The organism is Neorhizobium sp. T7_12, assembly GCF_002968535.1.
Taxonomy (GTDB): Bacteria; Pseudomonadota; Alphaproteobacteria; order Rhizobiales; family Rhizobiaceae; genus Neorhizobium; species Neorhizobium tomejilense.
On the sequence record NZ_PVBK01000013.1, the window covers coordinates 1 to 17,519 of the forward strand.

Below are 17,519 nucleotides of genomic sequence, written 5' to 3' on the forward strand. Positions count from 1 at the left end.
CTCTCTTGCACATTTCGGCCTCCCAAAGACAATGACAGGCGACGGTACCACGACCCACACGCTCAGTTGTCAGCGGAGGAGTAAGTTCGTTCAGGGGTGGTCAAGGTGCGGAGACAACAGCGCTTACGATGAACCAGCTTGGGATGTTCTTCCAGGCAGCCTTGGCTTGGGCTTCGTTGAGGGCGGCTTCCGCGATCGGCCGCTGCGTTGCGGCCATCAGTCTGGCTTGCGTGACGGGAACGTCGGCCGCGAATTGATCGTGGAACTTGTCCTGCTGGATATAGAGATCCTTTCCACCGCCTGACAATGCGACAGGAGCAGCGAGTGTCGGACCCAGCGTGCTGCCTGGAAACTTTCCTGCAAGTTGCGCGGCGGTTTCAGCCACCTCCGGGGCAAATGCGGCGACATAGACCAGCGCCTTCACACTGGGATGACCATCGGCCGCATCGCTGATCACCGACCCGCCATAGGAATGGCCGACGAGAACCACTGGCATTGCTATCGAGGAAAGCACGCCGGCGACATAGTCTCCGTCACTCCTGACGCCTCGCAACGGATTGGCTGCCGCCACGACGGAAAATCCATCCTTCTCAAGAATCTCAACAACACCGTTCCAACTCGAAGAGTCGGCGAAGGCGCCGTGAACCAAAACGATGGTGGGTTTGTCGGATTGCGCTTGTGCGCTGCCGAACGTGGCCGCGATGATTGCCAGGCCTGTGAGCAAGATTTTCATCTGAACATCCTTTGGGAGTGGAGTGCAGTCATAATATGCCGAGCGTAGGGGTGAGAAGCGGGGATGCCGCAACTTGACCTATGTCACCCGACGGGTTGATCTTTCTTCTTCTGGATGGTTCATGGAGCCGCCTGTCGGGCTAGCTCGCCGAGGTGGAATCCGAGCCGGATCTCGACATCACCGGGCCTTTGGAAGCCCTTCGCGGTCAGGGCTTTGATGCCGGTCTGAGCCGCGGGCCGTCCTAGCGAAGCGATACAGGCCTCCCATCCGGCGCCGAGTTCGACGTCGGGCGGCAGGCTGGTGTTTACCAGGCGCTTGGTTTGGGCAATGGCCCACTTGTCGAACCTGGAGATGCGGGTCGCGAGCGCGTCCACGTGGGCGTCGAGCTCAGTGTCTGGGAGAGCGCGATTGATATAGCCGTAAGCTTCGGCTTGGTCGGCGGAGATGTCGTGCGAGCTCAGCAACACCTCCATGGCGCGATTTCGACCGATAAGGTTAGGCAACCGGGCCATCGGGCCACCGCCGGCGACCATGCCCACACCAACTTCCCACTGCGAGATGACCGTATTCGCCTTGCTGGCGAAGGCCATATCGCAGGAGAGCAATAGCTCGCTGCCGTTACCCGTCGCACGGCCGCGGATGAGCGCGATTGATGCAACGGGTGCGCGGGTCAGGCGAACGAGGAAATCCGGCCACGGCGGCAAACCCGTAGGACCGGGCGGCATCGAGGTCAGGTCCTCGAGGCGCGCCATGAAGTCGGAGTGATTGAGAAAGAAGCCGTCAACGGCGCTATCGAAAACGACCACCCTGAGATCGTCATCGGCCTCGATGCTGTCTATCAGGTCCTGGAACTGCCGGACCATCTCCGGCCCCATGACGTTGAGAGGAGGATTGTCGATGATAACGCGCCAGTAGGTCGGAGACTGGCGGTTCATGCGGATTTGCGTAGCCGTGGTCTTCGCGTCCATTTGGAGCCTCCTTGGAGGGGATATGCGGAATTCCTCCAACGTGCCTCCAGGGCTCCGAGGTCTCCAGTAGACGATGGTATCGGCGATACCATGGTATGCCCGCCGAACATGGGGGTGGATTTCCGACCGTGGGTGCTCTGGCGATAGTACCCCTGCCGCAGTCGCCAGATAGACGGCTGCGACGGTCTGCTCGCCACCCAAACGGTCTTCCGATCCCAGTGCATTCCAGCCGGCCGGCCAGAGCGATACCATCGTCCAATCGCAAGCGGCGCTTAGGGCTGCTCATATCCGCCTAAGGCTGCAACAGTCCGACCGTGGTGGTGCCTATGATCGCCTACGCCATCTGGCCTATTGCATCGATGCGACGCGTTCCGCGCGCCGCGCGACATCCCGTCCGACCGCAGACAGTGAGGTTCGCCATGTCCCTAGCACTCGACGCCCCGTCATCGTCGTCGCCCACATCAGCCCGGCGAGGAGCACTTCTTGGCCATCCGGCCTGAGGACTTGGTGTGGAAGCCGTTCGCCGGCTACCCGCCGGCTGCCCGCGTAGCAGTTCTGGTAGGAGACCCGACCCGGCCGGGTCCGTACGCGGTCCGGGTCACGTTGCCGGCGGGAACCCGCATAGCGCCGCACCGCCACCCGGAGGACCGCCTCTACACTGTGATTTCAGGTGTCTTCTATATCGGCCGTGGCGACGTCTTTGACGAGGACAAGCTCGAGGCCTTTGCGCCGGGCACCCTGATCGTCCTTCCCGGCGGCCAGGCGCACTTCCACTGAGCCAAGTCGGGTGACTATGTGACTCAGGTAATCGCGATCGGCCCATTGGGACTGGACTACGTTGATCCCACGGACGATTCGCGGGCGTCACAATGAACAAAGCCCCGCTGTCGCGAGCATCGTTGTGCCGGGCGTGTTCGTGGCAAGGGCTTAACAAATAGTGGTGGTGTGGCCCGCGGTAGCCGACGACGGCGTTTGGCGATTATCCCGCGCGTTGCATCTCCGCGCGCTTCGGCAGCTTCCAGTTCGGCCGTGGGAAATGGCAGGTGTAACCGTCAGGATACCGCTCGAGATAGTCCTGATGCTCCGGCTCGGCTTCCCAGAAAACGCTGGCCGGCGTCGCCTCGGTCACGACTTTGCCCGGCCAAAGCCCGGAGGCATTCACGTCGGCTATCGTGTCTTCCCCGACGCGCTTCTGCTCATCATTCACGCAGAAGATTGCGGAACGATAGCTGGCGCCGACGTCGTTGCTCTGGCGATCGAGCGTCGTCGGATCATGGATCTGGAAGAAAAATTCCAGAAAGTCGCGATAGCTGATCCTGGTCGGGTCGAATACAATCTCGATAGCCTCGGCGTGGTTGCCATGATTGCGATAGGCGGCATTGGGCACATCACCACCGGTGTAGCCCACGCGCGTTGAGATCACGCCAGGATAGCGGCGAATCAGATCCTACATCCCCCAGAAGCAGTCACCCGCAAGAACTGCGCCTTCGGTGTCGGTGCACATTTTTAGTATCCTCAATAGGTTCTGCGGAAATATAGGCGTTGCACGTGCGGATTTTCAGGCACGTCGAGAATCGAGAACTCTCAGTCTGCCTCCAGAGTGACGAGATACGCCGTTCGGACGCGGTGCTGATCGCAACGCCGGAATACAACCGCTCGGTCCCCGGTGGATTGAAGAACGCAATCGATGTCGGCTCGCGACCGCCTTTCCAAAGCGTCTGGGACGGTCTGCCGACGGCTGTCGTCAGCGTCTCGCCCTACAAGCTCGGTGGGTTCGGGGCGAACCACCATATGCGCCAGAGTCTCGTCTTTCTAAACATGCCGGTTATGCAGCAACCGGAAGCCTACCTGCCGGAAGTCGCAGTCATGTTCGACGACCAGAACCGGATAAAGTCGCCTGAGACCCGCGACTTCCTAGCCAAGGTGATCGGCTCATTCGCAAATTGGGTGGCGTTGATCCGGGGAGAGGACGCCAGGGCGGGAACCGGCCAAGATAAACGGCAATTTAAGAACGCATGAAGGTCGGCAAATGACGCCGCTTGTTCCCCCAGAGTGCAATCTTTTTTTGCGCCGGATTGCTGATCGCCGCACGAAAACGATGGGAACTTCGTCGCAGAATTGGACGCAAAAATTGGCAATTCGACATGTCTGCCGGCGACATCAAATCGCTGCGGAGTGGACTGCTCTTGGCGCAACCGGGACTTCATGTGTAGTTGTCGGCATGTCCGCTTCCAGGCAGCGATGAATCCGGCCCAATGACCGACATGGGGCGCAAAACAGCCGTTCTGCAACGCCGATTTCGACGTCCGCTTGGCGCCGAGTGCTGACGTTACCGTCCTCAGCGCAACAGCCCGTCAATATCGAACTCCTCCCAGCCGCTTAGCGTTGACGCGGTATCGTCGAGGCCACGCTCTACCTTCTTCGATCGCTTGTTGGCCTTCTTCGACCGCGTCAGCTTCGCCTGATACGCGGCCTTCCTTCGCTTCTCCGCTTTCGCCTCAGCGTCCTCCACCCGCCACTCTTCGATGGCTCCTCGGTCGAGAAGGTCTTCCACCACTTTTGGATCGAACACGTGGAACGTGATCCTGCGGGCGCGCCCGGCCAGCCTTACCGTTCTCGTGCCGGCGCTAGGCAGACGGCCGTCCGCGAGCCAGCGATGCCGCTCGCTTGTCTTCATGCCCAGAATGTCCTGGATCTCGCGGGGGATGACTGGCAGGCTTGCAGCTTCCTCCACCGTCTTCGCGACCACCGCTGACAACGCCCTGAACGCTGCGTTGTCGCTGGCCGGCATCGAAAGGGTGAGTTCGCTGCCGCCAAGAACGAGCGCCTTCTTCGAGACTGCGGGGAGCCGAGCCTGGATCTCCTGCAGTATGCCTTTCGCGCGCACGGATGAACCGAGAGTGGCCGCGGGCGAAAGCGTCCATGTCCTGAGCAGCTCTACGTTGTTCTTCTCGTTCTTCGGCATGGCGCACAGATGGGATCGGCGGTCTTCCAAGTCAACGATGGAGCGCAGGGCATGCTGTTGAGGAGATTCCAGTGGCATGCATCCTTTAGGCCTGTCGGTCGTTTTCTTCGGCAAAACAGAAGGAGACATCCGATGACCAAGCGTGAACTGATCGATACCGGCTCCGACAAGCGCTACGTCCGGCGCGACGGCCACGGGCGCTTCAACGAATCCGTCGACGTCGGCCGTTCGCTATCGGCCGACCGCCGCCATGACGCGAAGAACGACGCTAAGCCGGGCGAGGGCGACCGCGGCGACCACAAGCCGAAGAACTCGCGTTGAGGGGGAGATGATGACCGACATTCGCATGAAGGGCCTCGGCACACGTAACGAAGTCGAGGAGCATCTGGTGGAGCTCGCCGAAGGAGCTCCTACCGAAGACTATGGAGACGGCGATCCACAGGCCGTCGATCTCGATGCTGCGAAGCGCGAGATCGCATGGCTTCGCAAGGAGGTAATCGATCTGCGAGTACGGCTTGCGACCATCCGTGGGCAGACGGACGACGTCCCTCGCGCAGCCAAAGACACGCACCCATGGATGAGGATCGCGGCTGCGATGGCGACGACCTTCATCCTGGGAAAGCTGGTGCAACGTCTGCGGCTCGGAGCGGCTGGCGCGGCGGCTGTGCCGATGATCGCCGCCCAGCTCGACAGGCGCCTTTGGTGAGCTCCGGAAGGCTATCGACAAAGGCCTTTGGCCATTACAGACAGACCAGCTCAGGTCGAGGACGTTGTTGGTCACCAGGCGGCGTGATGCAGGCGAAATGGTCCCTTGGACTGTAGATCGTTAAGCGGCCTTGGTTGCCCGAAGCGCGCGGATCAGGATGCCGGCAGTCTCGACCGACGAGCCGGGGTTCTGGCCGGTGATCAGCAGACCGTCCTGAACCGCATAGGACGACCAGTCAGGGCCGCTCGAATAAAGGCCGCCGTTCTGCTTCAGCATGTCCTCGACCAGGAACGGCACGACGTTGGTCAGGCCGACACCGTCTTCTTCCGTATTCTTGAAGCCGGCGACCTGCTTGCTCTGGACCAGCGACGTTCCGTCGACGGCCTTGACGTGGCGCAGGACGCCCGGCGCGTGGCAGACGAAGGCGACAGGCTTGCCGGACCGGTACAAGGATTCGATGAGGGTAATCGAATCCTTGTCTTCCGCCAGGTCCCACAGCGGACCATGGCCGCCGGGATAGAAGACGGCGTCATAGTCCTCAGGCGAGATCGAAGTGAGAGTCACCGTCGACGCCAGCACGGCCTGGGCAGCCGGGTCGGCATGGAAGCGGCGCGTCTGCTCGGTCTGGAAGCTCGGCTCGTCGCTCTTCGGGTCGAGCGGCGGCTGCCCGCCCTTTGGCGATGCGACGGTGATGCGGGCGCCGGCCTCGAGGAAGGCGTAATAGGGGGCGGCGAATTCTTCCAGCCAGAAACCGGTCTTGCGGCCGGTGTTGCCGAGCTGGTCATGCGAGGTGAGAACCATCAGGATGTTCATGTGCTTGATCCTTTCGATCTGTCCGACTGTTTGGATGAAGTGATCATGCCTTCCCACCAACCATTCCGGAAATTTATCTTCTTGATTTCAGATATACGCTCAGCAATATGACTGGATGAAGTACGATCTCAACCTCCTGCCGGTCTTCCTGACCCTGATGGACGAGCGCAACGTCACCCGCGCCGCCGAGCGGCTTGGGATGACCCAGCCGGCTTTGTCTAATGCCCTCAACCGCCTTCGAGAAACGCTACGCGATCCGCTGTTTATCCGCGAGCGCTACGGCATGAAGCCGACACAAATGGCTGAGGAACTTGCGCCCGTTGTCCGGGCTGCGCTTTCGAGCCTCGACGAGGCGATCGGCGGTCAGCAGGAATTCGATCCTGCTGTCGCAACCCGGCAGTTCACCCTGGCTCCCAACAGTTATGTCGAATTCGTCCTGATGCCGGTGATTGTCGCGCGGCTGCGGGAGCTTGCGCCGGGGATCAGGCTGCGCCTCACGCCCTTCGGGAATGATTTGGTCGAAACGGGCGCGGTTTCAGGAGCAACGGAAATGGTGCTCGGCAGGATCGTCGATCCTCCGGACAACATGGTTGTCCAGCATCTGATGGACGATGGGTTGGCCTGTGTGGTGCGGAAGGATCATCCGGAGATCGGCGACAGCCTGTCTCAGGAGCAGTACGAGCGTATGAGGCACGTCAACGTTCTCCCGCCCGGCAGGATGCGGGTCGGCCTGTTCCAGGCGCTGCAGCAGAAGGGACTTAAGCGTGACGTCGCCGTATCGGTGACGCATTTTCTGGCCGTTCCGGAAATGGTCGCCGTCAGCGACTACTGCGCGACGCTGCCGCGCTTGATCTGCCAGCGTCTCGCGCGGGACGAAAGGCTGAAAGTTCTACCGGCTCCCGTCGACCTCGGCACATTCCCGGTGGAACTGGCCTGGCATGTCCGCTACCGCAGCGACCCGGCGCACCGTTGGCTCCGGTCGCTGATCGGTGATGTAGCAAAGGAGCATGGCCTTCCTTCTTAGAAGTCATTCCATCCTTCATATGGTGATCGGACCATTGCCAGGCAACGCATAGCTGCCATTCGCCGAGCACGGCCTCCGATTGCTTGCATTGGTCGTATGCCATGCTCAGCTATCGGTCACACCCCGTATCGATGACCGCCGCAGCGACAACCCTCCGTCGCGCGGTCGTCCGGGATGGATGAGGGCGCTCCCCGGCGACGGGTCGAGCGTCCTCTGTCTGACATCCCCAGCAATGATCGACACCTTATTGATGACGATGGCCAGAAGCTCCCGAGCGATGCGCATTGGGGCATCAATGGTTCTTGACAGAAGGAAACGGCTCGACCCGGTGCGCATTCTCGTCGGCGTTCGACGAATTCGCCGACGATGTAGGTCGTCGGGAGGGATTCACCGACACCCGCGCTAGGGTCGCCTTTGTCGGCGCCTCGCAGTGTGCCATCGTATCTCCGGACGCGGTGGCCTCGGCTCATTGGAATGTTGGCGCGTTGTTTCGTTCGCAGGGGTTCTCCCGCGGCACAGATATCCTGCGCGAGCAGGGACACGCCGCTTCTACATGCGTGAACAGATGCGGCGCGCTAGACGTCGTTGTTATTCGGTCTCGGCGGCCGCCCCGATGAACTCAGGTCGTAGCAAGATCATACTACCGTATGGCATGTCGATACTGGTGGCCGATACAATGAGACCCACGCTCTGAAGTACCTTTCTCTCACCGGACGAACCGGTTCAAGCAACCTAGAGAAAGGAACCTGAAATGACCAAGTACCTCCTTAGCATATCCGCCACGATCATCATTTCAATGGCTCTGTTCGGCCAGGCTATGGCAGATGAAGGGGACTACTATGAGGGAGTGACCAGAAGCGTCGGCGCATCGATCGATCCCCGCACCACCTCCAGCATCACAGTTCACAAGAGCCAGCATGGCTTCACCCGCAACGGCGGAGGCCGCGACAACAACTGGCCGAACTTCGTCGACCAAGGAGATTATTATCAAGGCGCAAGCCGCTCGAACTGATCCCGCAACTTCTACCATCAAAGGCCCTCTCGATTGCTTTCGAGAGGGCCTTTTTGCTGCGACGATCCTCCAGGAGGCGAACCAAACCCATCAAGGTTGGTCGACCGATTTCAAGCCTCACCTGCTCCTCGCCGAAACTGTGACTTGCGCTCGAAGGGCCGACCAAGCCTTTCGATTGCCTCCCAAGATTCACGAACCGTTGAGCCGCTCCCACCGCTTTTCGCCGTCGCCCGGATGCCACGCGGGTTTTCCCCTCTAAGCAGTCGGCGCCTGCCCTTCGTTCGTTCGCAGCGTCCTTGGAGAATTTGTCACGGCTGCAATCCGCTATGTGACCCATCGGACAGAGTTCATGTCATGCAGCTCGATGACCAGGATGATTAGCGGTGTCATACCGACGTGTGGTCACCGCATACACGCGTTCAATACCGAAGAAGGGTTCGTCGGCCGTACCTTTACCTCACCAGACAAGAGGTCTGGATGAACCCGAAACCTTCGAAAAGGAACCACATCATGATCAAGAGCCTCCTCAGCACAATCACCGTTCTCGCTTTGACCGTAACTGTCGCCGGAACCGCCCTGGCGGACGAAGGGGATTACTACGAAGGCGTCAATCGCGAAAGCAGCGTTTCCGTCGACCACACTTCAACCGGCAGCATCGGCACGCAGCACCACAAGACTGAACAGCGCGACAGCACCTCGTCGAACCTGAATGAAGGCGACTATTACGAGGGGGCCGTTCGTCCCAACTAAATCCCATCCACCGCAACCCCTCCATCACAAAGGCCTACCTGATGATAGTGTCAGGTAGGCCTTAACCGGTTGGGGACTCTGGCATATTGCCTCCTTGATCGCATTGCCCGCAAGCCTGTTTGCTACGGTAGTGTTTGAAGACGAGTCCGTCTTCGACTGCGTGAATATGGTCGGATCATAAAATCCGCTGATTGCGTGCCGTGCTACGGCCGAATGCGACTCCACGGGGATGCAATGGAATGGGCACGGCTATGCCGGAACCTCGACCACCGTTGCGCCCTGCAAGCGATCGCGAAGAACCAGGGGTAAGTAGTGACGTCGAGCGACTGGCTGAGAGCGGAAATTTCCGACCACGAAATGACAAGAACGTTTGCGGCGATCGCACCGGCTGCTGTGCTGGTTGCAGCGGTGTTCTATATCGACGCCTTCACGACCATCGAGAGCGCGATCGCCGTTCTGTACGTAGTCGCACTCCTCCTGGCTGCTCCGATACTGACCCGCCGCGGGACCATTGTCTTCACTGTTGGATGCGGCGCGCTTGCTCTCGTCGCCTATGTTGTTGCCCACAGCGACGATGTCGATGTCCCGAGCCTGCTCAGGCTGGTTGTCGCGCTGTCCGCTCTGACCATAACCTCAATGCTGATCCAACGCACCGACCTGGCGCATGAACGGCTGATGAGAGCAAACCAGGCACTTTTCGAAAGTGAGACCAGGTACCGTTCGATTTTCGAACAGAGCCGCGTGGCGCTTTGGGAGCGGGACTACTCGCTCGTGCGGGAATTCCTTCACTCCCTTCGCTCCCGCGGGGTATCCGACTTTCGGGCCTACGCAGCGGAGAATCCGGACATCGTGGTCGAGGCGATGTCTCTGATCCGGACGATTGATGCAAACGGCGCGGCGCGCGAATTACTCGGCCTGTCACCCGACGAGGCGCTTCCAATGTCTCTCTACCCATACCTATCGACGGAGACCGAATCGATCCTGGATATGCTGGATTGCGTTTTTTGCGACCGCGACAGGTACGAGGGGAAGTTTCGAATAACTTCTCGGGATGGAACGGCGCGCGATGTCCTTTTAAGCCTTCGTTTCCCCAGTGACCCGTCAGCCTTCAAGAGGATCGCCGTCGGCATGTTTGACATCACCCAGCGCGAGAATACGCAGCGGGCCCTCAGAGATGCACAAGCGGAGCTTGCCACCGCCGCCCGCGCGGCGACTGTAGGAGCGTTGTCCGCCTCCCTGGCTCACGAGTTAAACCAACCTCTCGGCGCGATCGTCATGAACGCTCAGACGCTACTCCGTTGGCTGGACAAGAATCCGCCCGATCTGGAGGCCGCCAGGCACTCTGCGGAGCGCATGATCCGTGACGGCCAGCGCGCCAGCGACATAATCCTCAACGCTCGCACCATCCTGAAACCGGATAAGCGAATTCTTCAAGACGTCCGTATCGATGAGCTTGTAGAGGAGACGCGTGCCCTCATGGACCACGACCTTCTTCGCGAAAACGTGCTGCTCGTGACGGACGTGGAGAAGGGCCTTCCGACCGTAAATGCGGTCAGGATCGAGATCCAGCAGGTTCTGATCAATTTGATATCGAACGGCATCCAAGCCCTGGCCGGAAAAGCAGGTGGAGATCGGGTGATTCACATCAGATTAGGGCAATTGGTCCCCGACGCACTCTCGCTCACGGTTCGCGATACCGGCGAGGGCATCTCCCCTGCAATCATGAACAGACTGTTTGACCCGTTCTTCACCACCAAGCCGACGGGGATGGGGATAGGGCTGTCGATCTGCCGTCACATCATGGAGGGGATCGGGGGGAGCCTGACCGCTACAAATCATGATCTAGGCGGAGCTGTATTCGAGATGACAATCCCCATCAGGGCAACGCAATGAACACTAAAAAAGGCGCACAGACAGAAGACCCAGTTCCGACGGTACACGTCGTTGAGGACGACGAAGGATTCCGGGAGTCGCTGACCGATCTCTTCACATCAGTCTCCATTTCCGTTGCAAGCTATTCCAATTCGACGGAGTTTCTGAAGAGCAGCAGAAGCTTGGATCTGGGATGCGTGCTCCTCGACGTCCGATTGCCGGGGATAAACGGGCTTGATTTCCAGACCGAACTTGCGAAGGCAGGTGTTCGACTGCCGATCATTTTCATGACCGGCTATGGCGACATCCCCATGACCGTGAGAGCAATGAAAGCCGGAGCTCTCGATTTTCTGACCAAACCTTTCCGTGATCAGGACGTCATCGACGCCGTCAACGCTGCCTTCCAGCTCAGCGCTTCACGTAAAAACCACTGGGATGCGGTGACGGCGCTCAAGGCCAGGTACAAGACCCTCACCGAACGCGAGCGGGAAGTGATGCATGAAGTCGTCACGGGGCTGATGAACAAGCAGATCGCGTTCAATCTCGGCATCAGCGAGATCACGGTGAAGATCCACCGGGGGAACGTAATGCGCAAGATGGAAGCCAAGTCGGTTACGGATCTGGTCAAGCAGGCCGAGCTGCTCGCCGCTGACTGGCATCACACCGACGTATGATACCGGAGGAGAAGCTCATGGGATAACTTTCGTCATCGCTAATCGAGACGAAAGCTTATTCCTTTGCCCCACTCCCCAATTATCGCGATCGTCGACGACGATGCTGCGATCCGTGAAGCACTCGAAAGCCTGGTTCAGTCCTGCGGCTATGAAAGCAGGCTGTTCGTCTCCGCCGAGGACTTTCTTGCATACGAAGACCGGGCCGCGATCAATTGCATGCTGCTTGACGTCAACATGCCCGGCCTTACCGGGCTCGAACTGCAGGACCGCCTGAACAAGGAGCCGTCCACCCCACCCATCATCTTCATGACGTCCTATCAAGACGAAACGTCGAAACGTGCCGCGATTGGTGGCGGCGCGTTGGCGTTCCTCCCCAAGCCCGTTGATGTCAATCGTCTGATCGATGTGATCGAAATTGCGATTCGAAGCTGATCAATCTATGCCCGTAGTCGCGCCGCCGGACGTGCCGGCCTCTAGATGTGAGCTTTCAGGAGGTTGTCCATTCGGAGCGGATTTAGGAGACTGGAGTTACCACACCTCAGTTTTCCAGGATCGCTCCGAATGAACATCCATAAGAATGCCCGACTGACGCCATTGCGTCGAGAGGAGATGGCCGTCGCCGTTCTCGGCGGCGCGCTCACGAAAGCGCAAGCCGCCCGCGTCTATGCCGTTTCGCACAAGATCCTGTCGCGCTGGGTTGAACGCTTCAAACAGGGTGGGCGCCCCAAGATGGCCGATCGCTCGTCGCGGCCCAAAACAGCCCCCAGCAGACAGATCAGGTTTTGAGCGAGCGCATTGTCGCCCTTCGTCGCCAGCGCCTGACCGGCGAGCACATTGCCATGGAGACAGGTGTGTCACCCGCCACCGTCAGCCGCGTTTCAAGCGGGCCGGACTGTCGCGGATGAAAGACATTGCTCCAGCCGAACCGGTCGTTCGCTACGAGTATGCCGAGCCAGGCGGCTTGATCCATCTCGATATCAAGCGCCTCGGCCGCTTCGATCGGGTCGGTCACCGCATCACCGGCGACAGGACCGGCCAGAGCAATTCACGCGGCATCGGCTGGGAAAACGTCCATGTCTGCATCGACGACGCCTCCCGCATCGCCTTCACCGACATCTTCCCGAACGAAAAGGCCGTCAGCGCCATCGCGTTCCTCAAGGCAGCCGTTGGCTATTACGCCAGCTTCGGTATTACGGTTACGCGGGTCATGACCGACAACGGCTCGTGCTACGTCGCCAAGGATTTCGCAAAAGCCTGCAAGGCGCTCGGGCTCAAGCACATCCGCACCAAACCCTACACACCAAAGATAAACGGCAAGGCGGAGCGATTCATCCAGACCGCATTGCGCGAATGGGCATATGCTCGTGCATATCCATCCTCAGATCACCGCAAAGCGCACCTACCAAACTGGAACCATATGTATAATTGGCATCGCCCTCATGGCAGTCTAAAATCAAAAACACCCATCAGTCGCCTCGGGCGCGACCGAGACAACCTCTTGAGGCTCCACATCTAGAGCGATGGTGCCGGCGCGCCGACGCCGGCCTCGCTATGCGTATTCACGCCCGCACGCGAGGGTGATCCACTACGCCGGGAACAGACGCGTCTACCTATCACGGTTGTGGTTGTCTGGCGGCGGAAACGGAAACATGACGGCCGGTTTAGTTCCGGCACGACCTTGCCGCAGGGATGGCGCGCACCTAGCCCGACGCGGTCCACCCCGCGGGACGACGGAAGTGGGCTGGAGATCGTGGACAGCCGGGCGGCGAGCGATGCGGTCGCGCAAGCTACAATCTGTCGACGTACTTTGGGCCTCGCATCCAATCCTTGCGGCGTCCGATCGGTGCAGGGCTTACGGCGTCCTTCGAACCGTTCGCCGGAGCTGTCATATGGTCCTGCCGGCCGGACGCCGAACCAGCCGTTTGCGTGGCAACGGATATGGCACCAGAGATGGCATCGGATATGGCAACATCGGGCGCTGCGACTACGGACGCCCCTGGATGCTTGCGGTCACGCCCGCCATGAAATATCGTGAAATGATTCATGGCTTTGCGGAGTTCCTGGGCGCCTATGACCGCGTTTGAACCGAGCGAGTCCTACGCCTCTTCGCCGCTGGCCGGAAGCCAGTCGCGATAGAGGTAGAGAGCGGCCGGCTCCAGATTGTCGGTATTGCCGACGACGCGCAGAACGGCGCAGCGCCCGCCGGGGATAAGACCCGCAGCCACCCCTTCGTCATTCGCTCCTATCGGGAAATCGATGCCCGCACACAGGTCCATCCGATATGCGGCCGGCAATGCGGGCCGCCGCTCGGAGCGGAAGACGTTGAAGATTGGGCTGGTCTTCGGCGATGATAGGCCCTCGGCCTTTCGCCAGGCGATGAACCGCTGGATGGTATCGCCAATCGTCGCCGGGTCGCCCCGGTGCTCCATGATCGCCACCGGCGTCGGGGCCACGTCGCGGATCGTCACGTCTTCATGGGTATAAGTCTTCTGCATGAGCTTGCTCCTGGCGTTGTCGAGAGGCCCGAAGGCCGCAAGCCACGGCTCCCATTCGGGAGATTTTCGGAACGACGAAGGCGATTGTCCGAAGCGTTGCCGAAAGGCGCGGGCGAAAGCGTCCGGTGCCTCGTAACCGGCATCCATCGCTATGTCCGTGACACTTGGAGCGTCCTTCGAAGCCAGCCGGTGCGAAGCATGCTTCAAACGGGCAAGCTGGACATAGCGATGTACGGACACCCCGAAGGTGGACGCGAACTGCCGGTGGAAATGGTATTTCGAGAACGCTGCAACGCCGCTCAACGCGTCCAGGCCCAGATCATCGTCGAGGTGCTGGTCCATGTGGTCCAGCACCCGCTGCATTCGGGCATGGTAATTTTGAAGTGCCGCCTTCATCGTGTCTTTCTCCGTGGCGACACCAGCTAGGCCCTTTCGAATATGTCGCGCTCGACCGATCTTGCGATTTTGGCATGGATCGACGGCTGTCAGCCAGCGACGGCTTTCAGGCAAGCGTGCGAGATTCAGAGATTCCTAGTGTGCCGTCCCGTCGACGATAACGTGGTCGTGGTCCATCGAGCATTTCTCGATGCGGGCGTGGACCTTGTAGACGTCGCGCAGCATGTCGACGGTAACGACTTCGCGCGCGTTGCCGCAGGCGCGCATGCGGCCGTTGGCGATCACCAGAACCTTGTCGGCAAACCGCAGGGCCTGGTTGAGGTCGTGGATGGCAATCATCACGATCATGCCTTTCGAGCGCGCCCGACGCCGCATGAAATCCAGCACCTCGACCTGGCGGTGAAGGTCGAGCGCGCTGGTCGGTTCGTCCATCAGCATGATTTCCGGTTCGCGCACGAGCGCCTGGGCGATCGACACCAGCTGGCGCTGGCCGCCGGAGAGCGCGCCGAGATCGCGAAACGCGATGGAGGTGATGTTGAGCGCCCTCATGATTTCGTCGATGAACGAGAGGTCGCTGTCGCTGACGGTCCAGGATTGGCCCTGCTTCCGGGCGAGAAGAATGGATTCGTAGACGGTCAGCACCGCATTGGCCGAAGTGTCCTGCGGCATGTAGGTGATGGCGTTCCTGCTCCTGGCGCCATCGATGACGATTTTGCCAGGGCCCTTCAGAAGGCCGGTGATGCGCTTGAACAGCGTCGACTTACCGGCGGCGTTGGGGCCGATGACGGCGATCAGCTCTCCCGCCTTCATGACTGGCGTCGTCACGTCTTCTACGAACAGCTTGCGGCCGTGATAGGCGCCGACCGATTGCAGTTGCATCGCTACCATGACCGGCTCCGGTTCGAGAGGATGAGCGAGAAGAAGAACGGTACTCCGACCAGCGCCGTGATGATGCCGATCGGGAAGACCACGCCCGGGATGATCGACTTCGAGACGATCGAGGTGACCGACAGAAGCAGCGCTCCCGACAGGATGGAGCCCGGCAGGAAGAAACGCTGGTCTTCGCCGAGGATCATGCGGGCGATATGTGGGCCGACCAGGCCGACGAAACCGATCGTGCCGACGAAGCTGACCGGGACTGCGGCGAGCAGCGAGATGATCAGCATGGTTTCGAGGCGGATGCGCCGGACATTGACGCCGAAGCTCGCTGCCTTGTCCTCGCCGAGCCGGATCGCGGTCAGCGCCCATGCGTGGCGCGCAAACAGCGGCAGCGCGATCAACAGGACGGCAAGGGTGATGCCGATCTTCGGCCAGGTCGCCTTGGTGAGGCTGCCCATGGTCCAGAAGACGACCGCCGACAGCGCCTGCTCGGAAGCGAGATATTGCAGGAAGGCGAGCAGCGCGTTGAAGGTGAAGACCAGCGCGATACCGAGCAGGACGACCGTCTGCACCGAAACGCCGCGCATCTGCGAGATAAAATGGATGAACAGCGTGGCGATCAGCGCCATGATGAAGGCGTTGACCGGCACCAGCAGGGTTGCCGCAACCGGCAGAATGGAGACGCTGGTGACGATCGCCAGCGCCGCCCCGAAACTGGCAGCCGCCGAGATGCCGAGCGTGAAGGGGCTTGCGAGCGGATTGGCCAGGATCGTCTGCATCTGCGCACCGGCGACCGACAGCGCGGCCCCGACCACGATTGCCATCACGGCGACCGGCATGCGGATATCCCAGACGACCGCCCGTATCTGGGCCGAGACGGACGAGGGGTTTATCAGCGCCGCGACGACTTCGCCGAGGCTGTAGCGGGCCGGCCCCCAGGCGAGATCGACGGCAAATGACAGGCAGAGAGCGGCTGTCATGGCGGCGAGGATCAGAAGCTTGCGGCGGGCGAGGGCGCGGTAGCGCTCCCGCCCCGCTTCAGCTTCGATCGGCAATGGCAATGCGGCGATCTCGGCCATATCGGTTTACTTCGCTGCCTTGGCGTCCAGCCAGTAACCCGGCTGATAAGGGACCGGCAGGAATTTCTCGTGGAATTCCTTGAAGGTCGCGTCCGGATCGAGATCGGCGAACAGGTCGGGATGGAACCATTTTGCCATCTGCTGGACGGCGGCGAACTGGTAGGGGCTCGTATAGAACTGGTGCCAGATGGCATGCACATTGCCGCCCGCGACTGCCTTGGAACCGGTGAAGGCGGCGTTCTGCATCAGGGCGTTCAATGTCTTGCCGCTGTTCTCGGCGGTTGCGGCGGCGGTTGGGCCGACATTCACGAAGTCCTTGGCGTTCTTGGTCTGGCTCCAGTTGGAACCGGTGACGACGATGACATCCGGATTGGAGGCGACGACCTGCTCGGCATTGATCGAGCCCGTATAACCGGGCAGGAAGTCCGAACCGAGGTTATGGCCGCCGGCCCAATCCACCATCAAACCGAAATTGTCCGGACCGAACGTGCCGCAGCACTCAACCAGGCCGGCCGCACGATACATGAAGACATTGGGTTTCTTCGGGTTGGCGGTCTTGAGCTTGTCCGTCACCCGCGCCATCTGCTGCTTCCAATAGGAGGCGACGGCTTCGGCGCGGTCCTCGTGGCCGAAAAGTTTGCCGAGCACCTTGAGGCTCGGTTCGGTATTGGCAAGAATCTGCTCGCGGAAGTCGATATAGACGATCTTCACGCCGATCTTGTTCAGCATCTCCTCGAGCTTAACCTCGTCGGCAGCCTTCTTGTTGCCGATCGGCAGCAGCATGACATCCGGGTTCAGCTTGACGACGGTCTCGGTCTGAAGCGTGCCGTCGGTCAGATTGCCGAGGAAAGGCAGTTCCTTGCCCTTCGGGAATTTCGCGAGATAGGTGTCGTAACCGTCCTTGTCGGTGGTCAACAGGTCGTTGCGCCAGCCGACGATCTTGGCGAAGGGATCTTCCTTTTCGATCGGAGCAACCGAATAAAGCATCCGGCCTTCCCCCAGAATGACGCGCTCAACCGGCTTGTCGAGCGTCACTTCGCGGCCGGCCACGTCCTTGACGGTGAACGACTGCGCCAGCACGGAAAAGGGCAGAAGGCTCGCCAGCACAACCGTCGATGTTGCAAGCATTTTCGCGAAATTCATCTGGAAACTC

Annotated in this window: 18 protein-coding genes and 3 pseudogenes; 12 read left to right on the forward strand and 9 right to left on the reverse strand. The window is 60.3% G+C overall.

The window, feature by feature from the left end:
• Nucleotides 1–127: 127 nt before the first annotated feature.
• Both C5J26_RS22925 and C5J26_RS22930 read right to left on the reverse strand, forming a co-directional pair.
• Nucleotides 128–733 (reverse strand): annotated as a pseudogene (locus C5J26_RS22925) (alpha/beta fold hydrolase); the annotation flags it as partial.
• A gap of 119 nt (nt 734–852) precedes the next feature.
• Nucleotides 853–1,701 (reverse strand): enoyl-CoA hydratase/isomerase family protein, encoded by an 849-nt coding sequence (locus C5J26_RS22930; protein ID WP_105403887.1) that lies wholly within the window; start codon nt 1,699–1,701, stop codon nt 853–855.
• A 483-nt stretch (nt 1,702–2,184) separates the two neighbouring features.
• On the opposite strand from C5J26_RS22930, the gene C5J26_RS22935 reads away from it, so the two are divergent.
• Nucleotides 2,185–2,478 carry a cupin domain-containing protein gene (locus C5J26_RS22935; RefSeq protein ID WP_245441248.1) on the forward strand — a complete coding sequence of 98 codons (294 nt, stop codon included), beginning with the start codon at nt 2,185–2,187 and terminating at the stop codon, nt 2,476–2,478.
• 202 nt (nt 2,479–2,680) lie between these two features.
• On the opposite strand, the gene msrA is transcribed toward C5J26_RS22935, so the two are convergent.
• On the reverse strand, nt 2,681–3,145 hold the full coding sequence (msrA, locus tag C5J26_RS22940) for a peptide-methionine (S)-S-oxide reductase MsrA (RefSeq protein ID WP_245441258.1): 465 nt from the start codon (nt 3,143–3,145) through the stop codon (nt 2,681–2,683).
• Between the two features lie 104 nt (nt 3,146–3,249).
• On the opposite strand from msrA, the gene C5J26_RS22945 reads away from it, so the two are divergent.
• Nucleotides 3,250–3,720: an NADPH-dependent FMN reductase gene (locus C5J26_RS22945; protein ID WP_305778805.1), complete on the forward strand. Its 471-nt coding sequence runs from the start codon at nt 3,250–3,252 to the stop codon at nt 3,718–3,720.
• Nucleotides 3,721–4,039: 319 nt separating this feature from the next.
• Here the strand turns inward: C5J26_RS22945 and C5J26_RS22950 are convergent, their stop codons facing one another.
• Nucleotides 4,040–4,666 carry a hypothetical protein gene (locus C5J26_RS22950; RefSeq protein WP_105403889.1) on the reverse strand — a complete coding sequence of 209 codons (627 nt, stop codon included), beginning with the start codon at nt 4,664–4,666 and terminating at the stop codon, nt 4,040–4,042.
• 132 nt (nt 4,667–4,798) lie between these two features.
• Between C5J26_RS22950 and C5J26_RS22955 the strand changes: the two genes are divergently transcribed.
• Nucleotides 4,799–4,987: a hypothetical protein gene (locus tag C5J26_RS22955; protein ID WP_105403890.1), complete on the forward strand. Its 189-nt coding sequence runs from the start codon at nt 4,799–4,801 to the stop codon at nt 4,985–4,987.
• Nucleotides 4,988–4,994: 7 nt separating this feature from the next.
• Nucleotides 4,995–5,372: a hypothetical protein gene (locus tag C5J26_RS22960; protein WP_105403891.1), complete on the forward strand. Its 378-nt coding sequence runs from the start codon at nt 4,995–4,997 to the stop codon at nt 5,370–5,372.
• A gap of 120 nt (nt 5,373–5,492) precedes the next feature.
• On the opposite strand, the gene C5J26_RS22965 is transcribed toward C5J26_RS22960, so the two are convergent.
• Complete coding sequence (locus C5J26_RS22965; protein ID WP_105404030.1) at nt 5,493–6,185, reverse strand: type 1 glutamine amidotransferase domain-containing protein; 693 nt, start codon at nt 6,183–6,185, stop codon at nt 5,493–5,495.
• A gap of 115 nt (nt 6,186–6,300) precedes the next feature.
• On the opposite strand from C5J26_RS22965, the gene C5J26_RS22970 reads away from it, so the two are divergent.
• The 8 genes and pseudogenes from C5J26_RS22970 to C5J26_RS23005 all read left to right on the forward strand — a co-directional run bounded on the left by C5J26_RS22970 (nt 6,301) and on the right by C5J26_RS23005 (nt 13,601).
• The gene (locus C5J26_RS22970; protein WP_105403892.1) at nt 6,301–7,209 is read left to right on the forward strand and encodes a LysR substrate-binding domain-containing protein; all 909 of its coding nucleotides are present in this window, start codon (nt 6,301–6,303) and stop codon (nt 7,207–7,209) included.
• 751 nt (nt 7,210–7,960) lie between these two features.
• Complete coding sequence (locus C5J26_RS22975) at nt 7,961–8,221, forward strand: hypothetical protein (RefSeq protein WP_105403893.1); 261 nt, start codon at nt 7,961–7,963, stop codon at nt 8,219–8,221.
• A gap of 510 nt (nt 8,222–8,731) precedes the next feature.
• The gene (locus tag C5J26_RS22980) at nt 8,732–8,971 is read left to right on the forward strand and encodes a hypothetical protein (RefSeq protein WP_105403894.1); all 240 of its coding nucleotides are present in this window, start codon (nt 8,732–8,734) and stop codon (nt 8,969–8,971) included.
• Nucleotides 8,972–9,283: 312 nt separating this feature from the next.
• Nucleotides 9,284–10,864 carry a sensor histidine kinase gene (locus C5J26_RS22985; RefSeq protein ID WP_245441249.1) on the forward strand — a complete coding sequence of 527 codons (1,581 nt, stop codon included), beginning with the start codon at nt 9,284–9,286 and terminating at the stop codon, nt 10,862–10,864.
• A complete protein-coding gene (locus tag C5J26_RS22990) occupies nt 10,861–11,517 on the forward strand; it encodes a response regulator transcription factor (RefSeq protein WP_105403896.1) in 657 nt (218 codons plus the stop codon). The genes C5J26_RS22985 and C5J26_RS22990 overlap by 4 nt, the downstream gene beginning before the upstream one ends.
• A gap of 63 nt (nt 11,518–11,580) precedes the next feature.
• The gene (locus C5J26_RS22995; protein WP_105403897.1) at nt 11,581–11,949 is read left to right on the forward strand and encodes a response regulator transcription factor; all 369 of its coding nucleotides are present in this window, start codon (nt 11,581–11,583) and stop codon (nt 11,947–11,949) included.
• Between the two features lie 129 nt (nt 11,950–12,078).
• Nucleotides 12,079–13,033, forward strand: a pseudogene (locus tag C5J26_RS23000) (IS481 family transposase).
• A 373-nt stretch (nt 13,034–13,406) separates the two neighbouring features.
• On the forward strand, nt 13,407–13,601 hold the full coding sequence (locus C5J26_RS23005; RefSeq protein WP_105403898.1) for a hypothetical protein: 195 nt from the start codon (nt 13,407–13,409) through the stop codon (nt 13,599–13,601).
• A 15-nt stretch (nt 13,602–13,616) separates the two neighbouring features.
• Here the strand turns inward: C5J26_RS23005 and C5J26_RS23010 are convergent.
• From C5J26_RS23010 to C5J26_RS23025, 4 genes and pseudogenes are all read right to left on the reverse strand, one after another.
• A pseudogene (locus C5J26_RS23010) lies at nt 13,617–14,408 on the reverse strand (GyrI-like domain-containing protein); the annotation flags it as partial.
• A 135-nt stretch (nt 14,409–14,543) separates the two neighbouring features.
• Nucleotides 14,544–15,296, reverse strand: coding sequence for an ABC transporter ATP-binding protein (locus C5J26_RS23015; RefSeq protein WP_105403900.1), 753 nt, complete (start codon nt 15,294–15,296; stop codon nt 14,544–14,546).
• Nucleotides 15,290–16,366 carry an iron ABC transporter permease gene (locus tag C5J26_RS23020; RefSeq protein ID WP_105403901.1) on the reverse strand — a complete coding sequence of 359 codons (1,077 nt, stop codon included), beginning with the start codon at nt 16,364–16,366 and terminating at the stop codon, nt 15,290–15,292. Before C5J26_RS23020 ends, C5J26_RS23015 begins: the two co-directional genes overlap by 7 nt.
• Nucleotides 16,367–16,372: 6 nt before the next feature.
• Nucleotides 16,373–17,509, reverse strand: a complete 1,137-nt coding sequence (locus tag C5J26_RS23025; RefSeq protein ID WP_105403902.1) for an ABC transporter substrate-binding protein — start codon at nt 17,507–17,509, stop codon at nt 16,373–16,375.
• Nucleotides 17,510–17,519: the final 10 nt, after the last annotated feature.